We start from the raw sequence: 15,583 nt of genomic DNA, 5'->3' as shown, positions 1-15,583 counted from the left end.
CTCGCTCACGATGCGATCTCCGTTTTCTTGCGTGACTTCGGCATGTCCGCGAACACCACGCTGCCTTGCGGTTTCTTGCCGAACAACGATCCCTCCGATACCCCTCCCGAGCAACCATTGCCGAAGGTGAATCCGCAACTGCCTTTGTCGTTGAAGCTGTCTTCGGCTTGTTCCTTATGTGATGAGGGCACCACGAACCGGTCCTCGTAGTTGGCGATGGCCATCGTCTGGTACATGTCTTCCACTTGCGCGGGGGTGAGGTTCAGGCCGTGGAGCAACTCAGGTTCCGCGCGGCCATGCACGACCTCGGCCCGTTTGAACGCGCGCATGGCGAGCATGCGTTCCAGCGCGGACGTGACTGGCGCTTCGTCACCGGCGGTGAGCAAGTTCGCCAGGTATTTCACTGGGATGCGCAGGCTCTTCACGTCGGGAATGATGCCGTCCATGCCTATATGTCCCGCGTCCGCTGCTGACTGGATGGGAGAAAGCGGAGGGATGTACCACACCATCGGCAACGTCCGATACTCCGGATGCAGCGGGAACGCCACCCTCCATTCCACCGCCATCTTGTAGACGGGGGACTTGATCGCAGCGTCGAGCCAGTTTTGTGAAATACCCTGGGCGAGTGCTTCTACCTGCACAGCAGGATCGTGGGGATCGAGGAACACGTCCAGCTGCGACTGGTACAGGTCCTTTTCCTGTTCGACCGACGCAGCGTCACTAATCTTGTCAGCGTCGTACAACAGCACGCCAAGATAGCGGATACGCCCGACGCACGTCTGCGCACAGACGGTCGGCTGACCCGCTTCGAGACGCGGAAAACAGAAGATGCACTTCTCCGCCTTGCCGCTCTTCCAGTTGAAGTAGATCTTCTTGTAAGGGCAACCGGAGATGCACATGCGCCAGCCTCGGCACTTGTCCTGGTCGACGAGCACGATGCCGTCGTCCTCGCGCTTGTACACCGAGCCCGACGGGCACGACGCCACGCATGCCGGGTTCAGGCAGTGCTCGCACAGGCGCGGCAAGTACATCATGAAGGTGTTCTCGAAGGTCGCGTACATCTCTTTCTGCACGTTCTCAAACAGCGCATCGCGGCCGCGCGACGAGAACTCTCCGCCGAGGTCGTCTTCCCAGTTCGGGCCCCATTCGATCTTTTCCATCTTCTTGCCCGTGATGACGGACACCGGCCTTGCGGTCGGCGGTGTCTCGGACAGGCGCGCCTTTTGCAAGTGCTCGTAGTCGAACGTGAAAGGCTCATAGTAGTCGTCGATGGCCGGCAGGTTGGGGTTGGCGAACAGGTTCGCGAGGACCTTCAGTTTGCCGCCCTGACGTGGATGAAGCTTGCCGCTCGCGTCGCGGGTCCAGCCGCCTCGCCACTTCTGCTGGTTCTGCCATTCCTTCGGATAGCCGATACCCGGCTTGGTCTCCACGTTGTTGAACCACGCGTACTCCACACCATCGCGCGAGGTCCATACGTTCTTGCATGTCACGGAGCAGGTATGGCAACCGATGCATTTGTCCAGGTTCAACACCATTGCAACTTGTGCACGGATCTTCATGATGCTGCTCCTTCGCCTTCATTAAGCGGGCCTTCGAGCCACGCTATCTTTTTCATCTTGCGCACGATCACGTATTCGTCACGATTCGAGCCCACGGTGCCGTAGTAGTTGAAGCCGTAAGCCTGCTGCGCATAACCCCCAATCATGTGGGTGGGTTTGAGCACCGTGCGTGTGACCGAGTTGTGAATGCCACCGCGCATGCCGCTTGTTTCAGCGCCCGGCACGTTGACGATTTTTTCCTGCGCGTGGTACATCAGGCACATGCCGCGCGGCACGCGCTGGCTGAGCACCACGCGGGCGGTCAGGGTGCCGTTGATATTGAACACTTCCACCCAGTCGTTATCGACTAGACCGGCTTCCTTCGCTTCCGCTTCCGAGACCCACACGTGCGGTCCGCCACGCGAAAGCGTCAGCATGCGCAGGTTGTCCGAGTACGTGGAGTGGATGCCCCATTTCTGGTGCGGCGTGATCCAGTTGAGCACGAGTTCGTGCTCGCCGTTCGACTTCGCGCCGAGCATCGCGGTGACGGTTTTCGTGTCAATAGCCGGGCGATACACGCACGAACCTTCGCCGAAATCCAGCATCCAGCGATGGTCCTGATAGAACTGCTGGCGGCCGGTCAGCGTGCGCCATGGGATCAATTCGTGCACGTTCGTGTAACCGGCGTTGTAGCTGACTTCCTCGGACTCAAGTCCTGACCAGGTTGGCGCGGAGATGATCTTGCGCGGCTGTGCCTGGACATCGCGGAAACGAATCTTGTCGTGCTCGCGGCCCACGGCGAGGTGTGCATGTTCGCGGCCCGTGATCTTCGACAACGCTTGCCACGCCTTTACTGCAACATGACCGTTGGTTTCAGGTGCGAACGTGAGGATCATTTCTGCCGCGTCAATGGCGGTGTCCAGTCGTGGCCGTCCCTGACTCACACCCGCTTGCGTTACTGTGCGCGTGATGTTCGCGAGTTCGCCCACTTCGTGCGCGCTGTTCCAGTTGATGCCCTTGCCGCCGTTACCCTGCGTATCTAGCAGGGGACCGACTGACGTGAACTTGCGATAGACATCCTTGTAATTGCGCTCGACGACCGTCATGGACGGTGCCGTTTTACCGGGGATCAGGTCGCACTCACCGGCGCGCCAGTCCTTTGGTTCAAATGGCTGGCCAAGCTCGCCGGGCGTGTCATGCATGAGCGGCGTGCAGACCAGATCGGTGCGCGTGCCCAGATGTTCGCCGCCGATCTCCGCGAATTTTTCGGCGATTCCCTTATAGATTTCCCAGTCGCTCCTGCTTTCCCACAAAGGTTGCACGGCTTCGGACAACGGGTGAATGAACGGATGCATGTCGGATGTATTCAAGTCGTCTTTCTCATACCACGTCGCGGTAGGCAGAACGATGTCGCCGTAAAGACACGTCGTGCTCATGCGGAAATCGAGCACGGTCAGCAAGTCGAGTTTGCCTTCAGCCGCTTCGCGCACATGAACCTGGCCCGGCATGAGGGCGTCGTTTTCATCGGAGAAGAGGGCATTCTGCGTGCCGAGCAAGTACTTCAGGAAGTACTCGTGGCCCTTGCCCGAACTACCCAGGATGTTCGAACGCCAGACGAACATGTTGCGCGGGAAGTTGACGGGGTTATCGGGGTCGTCGCAAGAGAATTGCAATGCGCCCGACTTCAACCGGTCCACGACATAGTCCACAGGTTTCATGCCGGCGCGCGCCGCTTCGTCGGTGAGATCTAGCGGGTTCGCGCCGAGTTGCGGCGCGCTCGGCAACCAGCCCATTCGCTCGGACTTTGCGTTCAGGTCGAGCATCGCGAGGTTCGAGTAATTTGCCTTGTTCGCGGTCGGCGCAAGCACTTCGTTCAGCGCGAGCTTTTCGTGACGCCACTGGCTCGTGTGGTTATAGAAGAACGACGTGCCGTTCATCTGGCGTGGTGGCTTTGCCCAGTCGAGCGCGAACGCGAGCGGCGCCCAGCCAAATTGCGGCCGCAGCTTTTCCTGCCCGACGTAATGGGCCCAGCCGCCGCCGCTTTTACCCACGCAACCGCACATCATCAGCAAGTTGATGATGCCGCGATAGATCATGTCGTTGTGGTACCAGTGATTGAGCGCGGCGCCCACGATCACCATGCTCTTGCCCCGCGTCTGATGGGCGTTGGCAGCGAACTCGCGTGCCACCTGAATCACCAGATTACGCGGGACGGTGGTGTGCTTTTCCTGCCACGCGGGCGTGTAGGGAACGTCGTCGTCATAGCTGCTGGCAACGTTCGGGCCTCCGAGGCCCTGATCCACGCCGTAGTTCGCCATCTGCAGATCGAACACGGTTGCGACCAGCGCGCGCGTGCCGTCCGCGAGCGTGACGCGTCGGGCGGGGACGTGACGTTCCAGCAGCGCGTTGTGCTCGCTGCCGAAATAGGGGAAGCCGACGGCGACGACTTCATCGTATGCACCTGCATCGATCAAGGAGACGCGTGGGTCGATCGCTCGTCCGCTGCCGCCGTCCTTCATTTCGAGATTCCAGCGGCCGACCTTCTGGCCGTCGTTGTGCGCGGCTTCGTTCCAGCGAAACCCGATGGTGCCGTTCGGCGCGACAATCTCGCCGCTGTCGGCGTCGATCACCAGCGTCTTCCACTGCGCGTTGTTTGCTTCGTCGAGGTTATCGGCGAGATGTGAGGCGCGCAGGAAATGATCGGGAACGAGCATCCCGTCGTTGTCGCGCAGGAGCACGAGCATGGGCATGTCGGTGTATTGCTTGATGTAGTCGCGGAAATACGCGGACTTGCCCGGCGCGGTTGCGGCGTGGAATTCCTTGAGCACGACGTGGCCCATTGCCATCGCCAACGCTGCGTCGGTGCCTTGCTTGGGCGCCAGCCAGATGTCGCCGAACTTGACCATCTCGCCGAAGTCCGACGAGACCGCGACCGTCTTTGTGCCCTTGTAGCGCACCTCAGTATAGAAGTGCGCATCGGGCGTGCGGGTCTGAGGAATGTTTGATCCCCACACCATCAGGTAGGTGGAGTTGTACCAGTCCGCGGACTCTGGCACGTCCGTCTGCTCGCCCCAGACTTGCGGCGAAGCGGGCGGGAGGTCGCAGTACCAGTCGTAGAACGACAGGCACACGCCGCCGATCAGGCTCAGGTAACGGGAGCCTGCGGCATATGAAACCATCGACATGGCGGGAATCGGCGAGAAGCCAATCACGCGATCCGGTCCAAACTTGCCGATGGTGAATGCATTAGCCGCAGCGATCATCTCGTTGGCGGTGTCCCAGTCGGCGCGGACAAAACCTCCGAGTCCACGCACGCTCTTGTAGCGTTTGGCCTTCACCGGGTCCTGACTGATCGATGCCCACGCGGCAACCGGATCGAGCGACTTGCGTGCTTCACGCCACATCTCCATCAGGCGGCCACGAATCATCGGATATTTCACCCGCTGCGCCGAATACACGTACCAGCTGTACGAGGCTCCACGTGGACAGCCGCGCGGCTCGTGATTCGGCAGGTCAGCGCGAGTGCGCGGATAGTCGGTCTGCTGCGTCTCCCAGACAATTAGTCCACTCTTCACATAGACCTTCCACGAACACGAACCCGTGCAGTTCACGCCATGCGTAGAACGCACGATCTTGTCGTGTTGCCAGCGGTTTCTATAGCCCTCTTCCCACTTGCGGTCTTCATTGACAACCGCACCATGCCCATTCGAAAACGTCGACTGCGTGCGCTTGACGAACTTGAGGCGATCCAGAAAATGACTCATTGTTGTGTCCTGTGTCGAAGGGGGAGCGTCAGCAAGGCATGCTCGCGTTGCTGCGTGCGTAGCAGAACCATGTGATGGCGACGCACGTCACGTAGAAGGCGATGAAGACGTACAGCGCGGGAATGGCGGAGCCAGTCATGTCGAGCGCGGTGCCGAAGGTCTTCGGAATGAAGAAGCCGCCATACGCGCCGATAGCAGCGGAGAACCCGAGCACGGCCGCTGATTCCTTGCTTGCGTTGTGCAGAGCCTGGCGTTGGGCTGCCGCATCGAGACCCTTGGCACGGCGCTGATGCTCGGTCATGAAAATCACAGGGATCATGCGGAAGGTCGAACCGTTTCCAATGCCGGTCAGCATGAACAGCACGATGAACATGGCGAGGAATCCCGCGAAGTTGCCCGATACGCCGGCGGCGGGCATGAACGAGATCACGCCGAAGACGGCCGCGATCATGCCGATAAAGGTCCAGAGCGTCACCCGCGCGCCGCCGAGATGGTCGGAGATCCAGCCGCCGATCGGACGTGTCAGCGCGCCTGCGAGCGGGCCTAGGAATGCGTAAGCGGTGGGATTGATCGATGGGAATTGCGCTTTGGTCAGCAGAGCGAAGCCAGCGGAGAAGCCGATGAACGAGCCGAACGTGCCGATATAAAGCCAGCACATCAGCCAGTTATGTTTACGCTTGAAGATTATGGCTTGTTCAGTGAACGAGGCCTTCGCATCGGCGATGTCATTCATGCCGAACCACGCCGCTACCGACGCCGCCACGATGAACGGCACCCAGATAAAGCCCGCGTTCTGCAGCCAGATACCGCGTTCGGTGCCGTCTGCGACGAATGTCTGACCATCCCCTGCGAGCGAAGCGAAGGCGGCCGTGGCGATCACGAGGGGCGTCACAAACTGCACCAGCGACACACCTAGATTGCCAATGCCGGCGTTCAATCCCGTGGCAAGTCCTTTCTGCGCCTTGGGGAAGAAGAAGCTGATATTCGCCATCGATGAACTGAAGTTCGCGCCACCGAAACCACACAGCAGAGCCAGCACGAGCAGGGTGGAATAACCTGTCGATGGATCGCGCAAGGCGAAGCCCATGCCGATTGCCGGGATGAGCAGCGTGGCCGTGGAGACGGCGGTAAAGCGCCGGCCGCCGAAGATGGGGACGAGAAAGGAATAGAAAATGCGCAGTGTCGCGCCGGACAGGGCGGGCAATGCCGTTAGCCAGAACAGCTCGTTCTTCGTGAAGTGGAAACCGCCTTTGTCCAGGTTGACAACAACGACGCTCCACAGCGACCACACTGCGAAGGCGAGCATCAGCGCCGGGATCGAGATCCACAGGTTGCGATTGGCAATGGCTGAGCCGCGTGTTTTCCAGAAAGCCGGATCTTCCGGTTCCCATTTTTTTGGTTCGTCAGTAAAAAGTGTGGGTGGATGGAGGCTCGGGAAGCTTGCCAAGTGCATGATAGAGCGCGATTTCTGTGGCTCGGAAGGTTCGGAAGCCGTACGCTTTTCTCATAGTGACTTTGGCCTTGTTGTTCAGCCCCTCGATAACGCCGCTGGAGAACTGCTTTCTGGCACGGAAGTAGTTGAGGATCAGCTCCCGGTGCGAGCGCACGGTCCGGGCAAACTTCTTCATCGGCTCGATGCGTGAGCGCATCACCTGCTTGCACCACTGGTCGAGGAACTTGCCCGCCCAGACAGGAGAGATGTAGTCCCAGAGTTGCTGGAATTCTTCTTTGAGCAGATAGGCACGTACGCTGCGTAAGTTGTACTGGAGTAGGTCACGCAGGCGAACACGTTGTTTGCCAGTAAGGTTCTCGCGTCGCGCAAGCAGGCACCAGCGGGATTTTTTGAGAACAGGCTCATAGCCATCACGCGACATGCGCCTGGCCTCATCGGCTCGCACCTCATCGATCGCTTTGTTCATCTTGGCAACGATGTGGAAACGGTCGAGGATGTTCAGGGCGTTCGGGCAATGACGCGCTATCATCTCGAGATAGGGCTTCCACATGTCGGAACACACGAATTCGACCTTCTCGCACAGCGGCTTGCCGATCATCGCAAAGAACTTCGCGAAGCTCTCCTTAGTACGTTCCTGTCCGACCCAGAGCAGTCGCGTGCGGCCGGCCTCGATCTGGTAGACGAGCGTGAGGTACTGGTGCCCTCGGCCATACTGGATCTCGTCAACGCCGAAAGCGCGAATCGTCCCGATCTCACGATGATTCAGCCCCCAGTCGACTACCCATTCCACGGCATTGAAGACCTTCTCCCAGCTGGTGCGGAAACTCAGCGCGGTTTCTTTCCACGACAGCTTACGAGCCCACTGGGCCAGAAAAAGCATATATGCCTTGGTCAACGTATGCTTGCCGATGGCCCACGGTACCGTCTCAACCTTTACGCCACACCGACGGCAATCGACACGACGCATCGAATACAGCAGAATGACGGCAAAACCCCAGATCGGGATGAACTCGAAGCGACGTTCTCCGAGCGTATCGTAGCCGCTTGCGCGCTCGTTGCAGCACGAACAAACTGGTTTGGATCCCTTACGTGGGCGCACGTCAATCTCAATGGTCTGCGTCCTGTCGCACAGCCGCGCCCCTTCATAAACGAAACCGGGGAAATGATGACAGGAATTGAGCAAGCGGGTCAAAAGCATGGCTAGCAAGCGAAAAATCGTCGGTAATACCGCCATTGTCGCACCCGAATCAAGCGATCTTGAACGACTCGTTCCCGACCTGCAAAACTGGCCCAAGTCCTGGAGCTTTGAGGAACAGGACATTCCGTTCGGACAGGATCTCGTCAAGATATTCACACCGTATCTCCTGCATCTTCTGGACAGCGGTTACAGCCGAAAAACCCTGCACCAGCATCGGGACTTTATCTGGATGCTCGGTGGTCGTCTCGTTGAAGAGCGCCAGCTTTACCGCGAACTCAGGAGGCTGGACGCCCACTCAATACTGTTACGGTATATCGACGAGCAAGACGGTGGCCCGCTCCTGGATGACCGCTCTGAGCGCGAGCAAGGCCTCTTCGATGCCACCTGCCGAAAGCTATGTCGTTTCCTCAACGCCGCCTGAATCCATCGATTTCACCCACAGATTCCCCCGACGATCCATTTTTTTAGGAGGTAGTCGGACATGTTTTTGCAGGTTGGGTTAAACGGAGCCGCGCGGCAGGGCAGCATTGCCATGCGAGCGGAAAGAGAAGGTCATCCAGATGAGGCTGACGGCGGTGGCGCCGAAAAGCAGCATGAAACAGGTGCTGCTCACGCCGGTCAGGTCGGCGAGCAACCCGAAAAGAATGGGCAATGCGAACCCGGCCAGGCCGCCCGCGAGACCTACCACGCCAGATACCGCGCCGATGTTTCCGGTATATTCATCGGAGACGAACTTGAATACGGACGCCTTGCCGATTGCCATTGCAATCCCTACGGTGAACATCAGGATGGTGAACACAGTGGGCGAGAGGGCAATGTTGAAGCCAATCGGACCACGGCTCGACTGAACGATGAAACCGGCGTCGGGATAGCTTAAAAAGAAGAAGCACGTAAGCACGGTCCACATCACGACCCACGTTGTTTTCTTCGCGCCGAAGCGATCGGACAGCCATCCGCCAACCGCACGCAGCACACCGCCCGGCAGCGAGAAGCATGCAGCCAGCAAAGCGGCTTGTTCAATATGGAATCCATAGTGATTAACGTAGTAATGGGGCAGCCACAGCGCGAGCCCAACATAACCACCGAACACGACCGAGTAATACTGCGAATAGCGCCATGCGTGACGGTCTTTCATCACGCTCAACTGGCTGGCGAAGCTCGGCGGATGGGCAATGCGATGGGCGGGATTTGTCGCCGACGTCATCCAGAAGAGAATGGCGGTAACGAGCATGGCGATGGCATAGACTTTCGGCACGATCATCCACGTACCGGCGCTTACGATCAGGATAGGCGCCACGAACTTGGTCAGCGCCGAACCGGCATTGCCGGCACCGAAGATGCCCATTGCGAGCCCTTGACGGTCCTTCGGAAACCAGCGCGCCACATACGGTGTGCCGACCGAGAAGCTTGCGCCTGCGAGACCGACCAGCAGCCCGAGCGCGATGAATTGCCAGAACTGCGTGGCGTAGGTGAGCATCCAGATTGGTATGACGGTGGCGAGCATCGTCAGGAAAAAGACGATGCGTCCGCCGAAGCGGTCAGTGCAAATGCCGAGCGGCACACGCGCCAGCGACCCGGACAGCACCGGCGTGGCGGCAATCAGGCCAAATTCGGCATCGGAGAGACCCAGTTGGGTTTTTAGCGGAATGCCCAGAATCGCGAACATCATCCAGATCGCGAAGCAGATGGTGAAAGCGAAGGTGCCCGACCACAGCACGCGCCAGGCGCGCGGGTCGGCGGTCGAGGCGTCGTGGACGGCTCCGCCGATTTGGGATTTACGTACGGCAGTCATGATGCTTGCCTGTCGATTGAGTTTGCGTTTAGTGGGGAATCGACTGCAAGATTAGGGACTACGCGCTGTGCCGCCCATTCACCGTTGGGAGGGCGCGACTCCATGTCGCTTATCCGGCGGGACTACTCCGAAAGGTGTAAAACTTGGGGGCGGCGCGCCCGGCGGGAAGCCTTTCCGCCACTGCGATGCAACGCAGCAATCCGCTTGGTTACGAGGACCGACATGGCTGAAGACGACTTGAAGATCACCGTTTCACCGCAGCAGTTTTCCATCGACGTCATGCTGGAAAAGTATGCGAAGGGTGACGAAACGCACATCGACGATATTTACCGACGGGTTGCACGAGGCGTGGCAATGGCCGAACCCGAGGCGCGGCGCAAGCAAGTCGAGACCGAATTCTTCGAGAATTTCCAGCGTGGCGCCCTGGGCGCGGGCCGGATCATGAGCGCGGCCGGCACGGGTATTCAAGCAACGCTCATCAACTGCTTCGTTCAGCCCGTGGGCGACGCCATCCAGGGCGTGGACGAGAACGGTTTACCGGGCATCTACGTCGCCTTGCTGCAGGCAGCCGAAACCATGCGGCGCGGCGGCGGCGTGGGTTACAACTTTTCCGCGATCCGTCCGAAGGGTGCGCGCGTGCATTCCACGGGGTCGTCGGCGTCGGGGCCGTGCAGTTACATGGATGTCTTCGACGCGTCATGCAGGACCGTTGAAAGCGCCGGGTCGCGGCGCGGCGCGCAGATGGGCATCCTGGATTGCTCACATCCTGACCTGCTTGAATTTATCGCGGCAAAGCATGTGAAAGGTCGCTGGAATAACTTCAACGTATCGGTTGCGGTGACCGACGAGTTCATGCAGGCGGTTGCTGACGATACCCCGTGGCAACTCGTACATCCCGCCGAACCGTCACCTTCGTTCAGGGCTTCGGCCGATGCGCGGCAGCGTGACGATGGTGTGTGGGTTTATCGCGAAGTGCGGGCACGGGAAGTGTGGGACACGATCATGCGCTCGACCTATGACGTCGCGGAGCCGGGGGTGGTGTTCGTATCGCGCATGAACGACGACAACAACCTGCGAGCGGTGGAAACCATTCGCGCAACCAATCCCTGCGGCGAGCAACCGTTGCCGGCCTACGGGTGCTGCAACCTCGGCCCGTTGAACCTGACACGTTTCGTGCGTGAACCGTTCGCGCAGCGTCACGGAGGAACGCCGGTATTCGACTGGGACGGGTTGGCGAAAAGCACCCGCACGCAGGTTCGTTTTCTCGACGATGTGCTCGACGTAACGCTCTGGCCGCTACCCGAGCAAGACCAGGAGGCGCAAGCGAAGCGGCGCATAGGCGTGGGTTTTACCGGGCTCGGCGACACGCTTGTCATGCTCGGCGTGCGCTACGACGCGCAGGAAGGCCGCGATTTTGCGACACGCGTGGCGCGGACCATGCGCGATGAAGCGTATCGCGCGTCGGTGGAGCTGGCTCGCGAGCGGGGTGCGTTTCCGCTGTTCGATGCTAAAAAGTACCTTGAAACAGGCACGTTTGCGTCGCGCCTGCCGGACGACATCAAGGCGGAGATTCATCGCGACGGTATTCGTAACAGCCACCTGCTTTCCATTGCGCCAACCGGCACGGTGAGCCTGGCATTCGCCGATAACGCGTCGAACGGCATTGAGCCGGCGTTCTCTTGGACCTATCAGCGGACCAAGCGCATGGCGGACGGCAGCCGGCAATCGTTCCCGGTGGAAGATCATGCGTACCGCTTGTATCGCGAGCTGGGCGGCGACGTGAAGACGTTGCCGGATTACTTTGTAAGCGCACTCGATATGTCCGCGAACGATCATCTGGAAATGATGGCGGCGGTGCAGCCTTTCGTCGATACCTCCATCTCGAAGACGGTCAACGTACCGGCCGATTATCCGTTCGATGCATTCAAGGACCTTTATTTCGACGCCTGGCGCCGGGGTCTCAAGGGGCTGGCCACCTACCGTCCTAACGACACGCTGGGTGCCGTACTATCGGTGACGCCGGAGACGCCCGCGATCGCTGCATCCGATCCCTCGGACGCGGCTGAAGCCGAGGTTCAACTGGATCCGTTGCGTATTGCCATCGATCATCGTCCGCGCGGCGAGCTGCCTGCGATCATCGAAAAGGTGGAGTACCTCACGCAGGCTGGCAAGAAGTCGCTTTATGTAGCGGTGTCGTTCATGGAGATTACCGGGCGGTTGAGTGGCGAAGATGTCACTATCGAGCGGCCTATCGAGTTCTTCATACCAACGGGGCAGCGCGACGAATCGCAGCAATGGATTACGGCGACCATGCGCTCGTTGTCACTGGCAGCGCGGGGCGGATTTGTCGCGCGCAATCTGCAGGATATGCGCAAGGTATCGTGGGATCGTGGACAGGTGCGCCTGGGCGACGTCGAGCGCCTCGATGGCCACAAATCACCGCGCTGGCACGATTCGGAAGTCGCGGCGCTTGCGTACGCGATTCAGCAGATCCTGTTCCGGCGAGGTTTCCTCGATATCGAGGGCGGTCAACTTCCGTCGCGGCTGCTCGCGCAGCGTCGGCACGAGAGTGCGCAGGTGGGCCTTGTATCGGCCTCATCCGATTCCGGCGATGACGACATCACTGCGGTCGTGGAAGACAACGCGGATGCAGCCAACCCGCATGCGCTATTGCCCATTCCCGGGCGCAAGTGCCCGACTTGCGGTGCCAACGCAATGATCCGCAAGGACGGTTGCGACTTCTGTACAGCGTGCGGCGAAGTAGGCGCGTGCGGTTGAAGCATGAGTGCCTGATCACTTGAACCGCGATCAGGCACTCAGCCGAATTCTCGCGCCCTCACATTCAACCTCGTGATTCGCTCTGGCGCGCACTTGATAAGTCCGCGCCGGCAAAGCGCTGAATCCTTCAACCTGCCGCTGAATCCGCCCATTCCGTTGCCTGACGCACGCGCGTTGCTTGCGGCCTGTATGGTTGCCATTGCGGCGCTTCCGGAAGCCAGTCGTCGAGTGCGGAGAAGTCTTCAAGGGGTACTGATTCTTTCATGATGGACTCCTTTATTTACTGAACGTGCGTGTTGCCGCTTTGTGTCACTGATCCATTCGCGAACTCCACGATTCCACGATTACGTTGTTCCGCAGCCGCCGCGTCGCGTGCACGTTGTTCGTGCTGCTCGGCAATGGCAATCCCCGCCATGCTGCGCTCAGGGTAGGTGTTGCGGTTCAGCGCGGGCAGCGTGCCGTTTGCATACGATGCGGCCAGCTCGGCGCGCACTTGCGCGCGTGTCATGGTGCTTTGGCTGGTTACCGCGGTTTGATAAGTGCCTGCATGCCCAATACCGCCGTCAGCGAATGCGGTGGTGGAAACAACGGCTGAGATAGCGGAAAGCGAGAGTGTTGCAATAGCGGTTTTCATGCGTGCTGCTCCTGTCGGTTCATTCGATTGGCATCGAACGGGGTCGATGCTATCGGACTGATAGCGGGGCAGCGGGCGTTGAACTCAAGCAATGAGCCTAAGCAATAGAAAACAATGGCATCGACGAATCAACGAGCCGCGCTGCGACAGGACGAAATGTAGTCAAGCGAGCGCGCCGGATAAATGACTGTTAAGCGAAAAGATTAATCGCGCCAGGCGAATAATCGCAAAAGCCCTTATGGAAAGGGCTTTTGCGGCGAAACCAGTATGAGCGCAAGGGACTTAAGCCCTTACCCGAAGCAGGGTCGAAAAGGACTTGAGGCTGAGAAAAGAGACCCGATCCAACGAGCCTCAAGCAAAACTAAACGACCACCTCAGCGGTGCCGGCAACATCTGGCGTCCCATGCTTGACGATCGATTTCGCTGGCGTAGCCGTCGGCAGACAGCGCTGCTCGGCGTCTTCCTGGCCCGAAAGCAGAGGACACCGTTCAAATAATTCGGCGGCCCAGTCGACGAAAACCCGCACCTTGGGCGACAAATGCCGGTTATGCGGATAAACCACCGAAATGGGCATGGGCAACGGTTTCCATTGCGGCAGCACCTCGACCAGTTCGCCGGAGCGCAAATGCGGAAGTGCCATGAAACGCGCTATCTGGACGATACCCACTCCTTTGACACCGCACGCGATATAAGCCTCGGCGTCATTCACGGCAATCTTTCCGCGCATCTTCACGTCGACGGACTTCCCGTCGACGACAAAATCCATATCCATCACGCGGCCGGTGCGGCTGGAAAAATAATTCACGGCCGTGTGCTGCTGCAAATCGTCAATGCTATGCGGCACGCCATGAAGCTCGAGATATTCCGGACTCGCCGCGGTCAGACCCTGAAACACGCCGATCCGCCGGGCGACGAGGCTGGAATCCTGCAGCGTTCCCACGCGAATGACACAATCCACCCCTTCCTGGATCAGGTCGACGGGTTTGTCGCCGAAACCGATCATCAACTCGATATCCGGATAGCGCGTGTGGAATTCGCAAAGCTGGGGCATGACGATCATGCGCCCGATCGACCCCGGCATATCGATCCGCAGTTTACCGCGCGGACCTTTGCCGGTATTGGCGAATGAACTCTCGGTTTCCTCGATATCCGCCAGGATCCGCACGCAGCGCTCGTAATACGCGGCGCCGTCCGGCGTGAGATTCAGGCGTCGTGTCGTGCGTTGCAGGAGACGCACGTTCAAGAACGCTTCGAGGTTCTGAATGATCGTTGTCACCGAAGCGCGCGGCATGTCCATGGTGTCTGCTGCGCGCGAAAAACTGTTGGTGTCAACGACTCTTGTAAACACCTGCATAGCTTGTAGCCGGTCCATTTTTCTCTCACCGTCAGTGCTTTGCAGCGTCCGGAATAAGGATGCCGCTCAGACAGGAATGGGCAGTTTCAATCGCGATTGTTCGGTGCGACCGAATTGTGTTGCCGGATTATAGGCATTTATTTCAAATGTCGTTGCCCCCAGAATTCGTTCCATCGCAACTCGGGTGGGATGGCGCCAACGCGCTGAAAATAACCATGGCATCAACGCTGGATCTGGGCCTCTGCATAGAGGATGTTCGAATCGCGGGACATGCGCAACCCATCACCTTGCGCAGTTATCGCCCCGCCTCGGACGGCACCGTCCTGCCGGTCGTGCTTTATTTTCATGGCGGCGGCTTTGTGCGCGGCACGCTGGACGATGCCGACGTTACCGCCAGCACCATTGCCCGGGATACCGCAGCGTGGGTGATCTCGGTGGGCTACTCCCTGGCTCCGGCTTTCCCGTTTCCTGCGGCTCCCGAAGATGCTTATCGGGCGGCGCAATGGGCCATAGCGAACGCTCGTGCACAACGGGCGGATGCAAACCGTATCGGGGTCGCGGGGCACGATGCGGGCGGCAACCTGGCCACCTGTCTCGCGGCTATCGCGCGGGATCGGGGCGACATCGTGATCCTGGCGCAAGCGCTGCTCGCGCCGTTGCTGGACCCAAGCATGACGCGCATGGCTGATGAGAACAAGGTGCGCTCGCCGGACATCTGCATGACGGAGTGCGCGCAGTGTTATCGGGCGTATCTGCCGAACGCTTCACAACGGCTTCATCCGTATGCAGCGCCGCTGGAATCGCGGCGTCTTGCTGGTCTGCCGCCGGCGCTGATCGCCAGCGCCCAGCATGACCTGCTGCACATCGAGGCAGAGAAATATGCGGGCGAACTGATCGCCGCAGGCGTCCCGACGGAAGTCACGCGACATGTCAATGCATCGCATAACGCGCTGGCGGCGGACCCTGCCGCACTCGCCGACGTGGTGGCGTTCTTCAGGAAACGGCTGCGTGCGCGGGCCCTTGCGCCGCTTGGCGACACTTAAAAATTCAAACAATCTCAACGACTTAATCG

At 59.5% G+C, this 15,583-nt stretch carries 11 protein-coding genes; 3 read left to right on the top strand and 8 right to left on the bottom strand.

Annotation, left to right across the window (positions count from 1 at the left end):
- Positions 1-5 precede the first annotated feature (5 nt).
- Genes narH through BSU04_RS32545 form a run of 4 tightly spaced genes read right to left on the bottom strand, consistent with a single transcriptional unit; the run spans position 6 to position 7,953 of the window.
- The gene (narH, locus tag BSU04_RS32560; protein WP_089164399.1) at positions 6-1,559 is read right to left on the bottom strand and encodes a nitrate reductase subunit beta; all 1,554 of its coding nucleotides are present in this window, start codon (positions 1,557-1,559) and stop codon (positions 6-8) included.
- Complete coding sequence (locus tag BSU04_RS32555) at positions 1,556-5,302, bottom strand: nitrate reductase subunit alpha (RefSeq protein ID WP_089164398.1); 3,747 nt, start codon at positions 5,300-5,302, stop codon at positions 1,556-1,558. The genes narH and BSU04_RS32555 overlap by 4 nt, the downstream gene beginning before the upstream one ends.
- Positions 5,303-5,330: 28 nt before the next feature.
- A complete protein-coding gene (locus BSU04_RS32550; protein ID WP_089164397.1) occupies positions 5,331-6,755 on the bottom strand; it encodes a NarK family nitrate/nitrite MFS transporter in 1,425 nt (474 codons plus the stop codon).
- A complete protein-coding gene (locus tag BSU04_RS32545) occupies positions 6,706-7,953 on the bottom strand; it encodes an ISL3 family transposase (protein ID WP_089164396.1) in 1,248 nt (415 codons plus the stop codon). The genes BSU04_RS32550 and BSU04_RS32545 overlap by 50 nt, the downstream gene beginning before the upstream one ends.
- Here BSU04_RS32545 and BSU04_RS32540 point away from each other — a divergent pair.
- A complete protein-coding gene (locus BSU04_RS32540) occupies positions 7,931-8,374 on the top strand; it encodes a hypothetical protein (RefSeq protein WP_144021427.1) in 444 nt (147 codons plus the stop codon). The two genes, BSU04_RS32545 and BSU04_RS32540, sit on opposite strands and share 23 nt — an antisense overlap.
- Positions 8,375-8,452: 78 nt before the next feature.
- Here BSU04_RS32540 and BSU04_RS32535 read toward each other — a convergent pair whose 3' ends face one another.
- Complete coding sequence (locus tag BSU04_RS32535) at positions 8,453-9,745, bottom strand: MFS transporter (protein WP_089164394.1); 1,293 nt, start codon at positions 9,743-9,745, stop codon at positions 8,453-8,455.
- Positions 9,746-9,967: 222 nt separating this feature from the next.
- On the opposite strand from BSU04_RS32535, the gene BSU04_RS32530 reads away from it, so the two are divergent.
- On the top strand, positions 9,968-12,523 hold the full coding sequence (locus BSU04_RS32530) for an adenosylcobalamin-dependent ribonucleoside-diphosphate reductase (protein WP_089164393.1): 2,556 nt from the start codon (positions 9,968-9,970) through the stop codon (positions 12,521-12,523).
- A gap of 127 nt (positions 12,524-12,650) precedes the next feature.
- On the opposite strand, the gene BSU04_RS46775 is transcribed toward BSU04_RS32530, so the two are convergent.
- The 3 genes from BSU04_RS46775 to BSU04_RS32520 all read right to left on the bottom strand — a co-directional run bounded on the left by BSU04_RS46775 (position 12,651) and on the right by BSU04_RS32520 (position 14,529).
- Positions 12,651-12,788 (bottom strand): hypothetical protein, encoded by a 138-nt coding sequence (locus tag BSU04_RS46775; protein WP_179258514.1) that lies wholly within the window; start codon positions 12,786-12,788, stop codon positions 12,651-12,653.
- Positions 12,789-12,803: 15 nt separating this feature from the next.
- Positions 12,804-13,157 carry a DUF4148 domain-containing protein gene (locus tag BSU04_RS32525; RefSeq protein WP_089164392.1) on the bottom strand — a complete coding sequence of 118 codons (354 nt, stop codon included), beginning with the start codon at positions 13,155-13,157 and terminating at the stop codon, positions 12,804-12,806.
- A gap of 361 nt (positions 13,158-13,518) precedes the next feature.
- Positions 13,519-14,529, bottom strand: coding sequence for a LysR family transcriptional regulator (locus BSU04_RS32520; protein ID WP_089164391.1), 1,011 nt, complete (start codon positions 14,527-14,529; stop codon positions 13,519-13,521).
- 197 nt (positions 14,530-14,726) lie between these two features.
- Here BSU04_RS32520 and BSU04_RS32515 point away from each other — a divergent pair, with 197 nt between their 5' ends.
- The gene (locus tag BSU04_RS32515) at positions 14,727-15,554 is read left to right on the top strand and encodes an alpha/beta hydrolase fold domain-containing protein (RefSeq protein ID WP_089164489.1); all 828 of its coding nucleotides are present in this window, start codon (positions 14,727-14,729) and stop codon (positions 15,552-15,554) included.
- Positions 15,555-15,583 lie beyond the last annotated feature (29 nt).

The organism is Caballeronia sordidicola (genome assembly GCF_002220365.1).
GTDB classification, from domain to species: domain Bacteria; phylum Pseudomonadota; class Gammaproteobacteria; order Burkholderiales; family Burkholderiaceae; genus Caballeronia; species Caballeronia sordidicola_C.
This window is presented reverse-complemented; position numbering and strand designations above follow the sequence as displayed.

Coding starts and splice junctions, on each gene's coding strand:
- BSU04_RS32520 (WP_089164391.1), bottom strand. CDS start 14,529: ATGGACCGGCTACAAGCTATGCAGGTGTTTACAAGAGTCGTTGACACC.
- BSU04_RS32515 (WP_089164489.1), top strand. CDS start 14,727: ATGGCATCAACGCTGGATCTGGGCCTCTGCATAGAGGATGTTCGAATC.
- BSU04_RS32555 (WP_089164398.1), bottom strand. CDS start 5,302: ATGAGTCATTTTCTGGATCGCCTCAAGTTCGTCAAGCGCACGCAGTCG.
- BSU04_RS32545 (WP_089164396.1), bottom strand. CDS start 7,953: ATGCTTTTGACCCGCTTGCTCAATTCCTGTCATCATTTCCCCGGTTTC.
- BSU04_RS32530 (WP_089164393.1), top strand. CDS start 9,968: ATGGCTGAAGACGACTTGAAGATCACCGTTTCACCGCAGCAGTTTTCC.
- BSU04_RS46775 (WP_179258514.1), bottom strand. CDS start 12,788: ATGAAAGAATCAGTACCCCTTGAAGACTTCTCCGCACTCGACGACTGG.
- BSU04_RS32550 (WP_089164397.1), bottom strand. CDS start 6,755: ATGCACTTGGCAAGCTTCCCGAGCCTCCATCCACCCACACTTTTTACT.
- BSU04_RS32535 (WP_089164394.1), bottom strand. CDS start 9,745: ATGACTGCCGTACGTAAATCCCAAATCGGCGGAGCCGTCCACGACGCC.
- narH (WP_089164399.1), bottom strand. CDS start 1,559: ATGAAGATCCGTGCACAAGTTGCAATGGTGTTGAACCTGGACAAATGC.
- BSU04_RS32525 (WP_089164392.1), bottom strand. CDS start 13,157: ATGAAAACCGCTATTGCAACACTCTCGCTTTCCGCTATCTCAGCCGTT.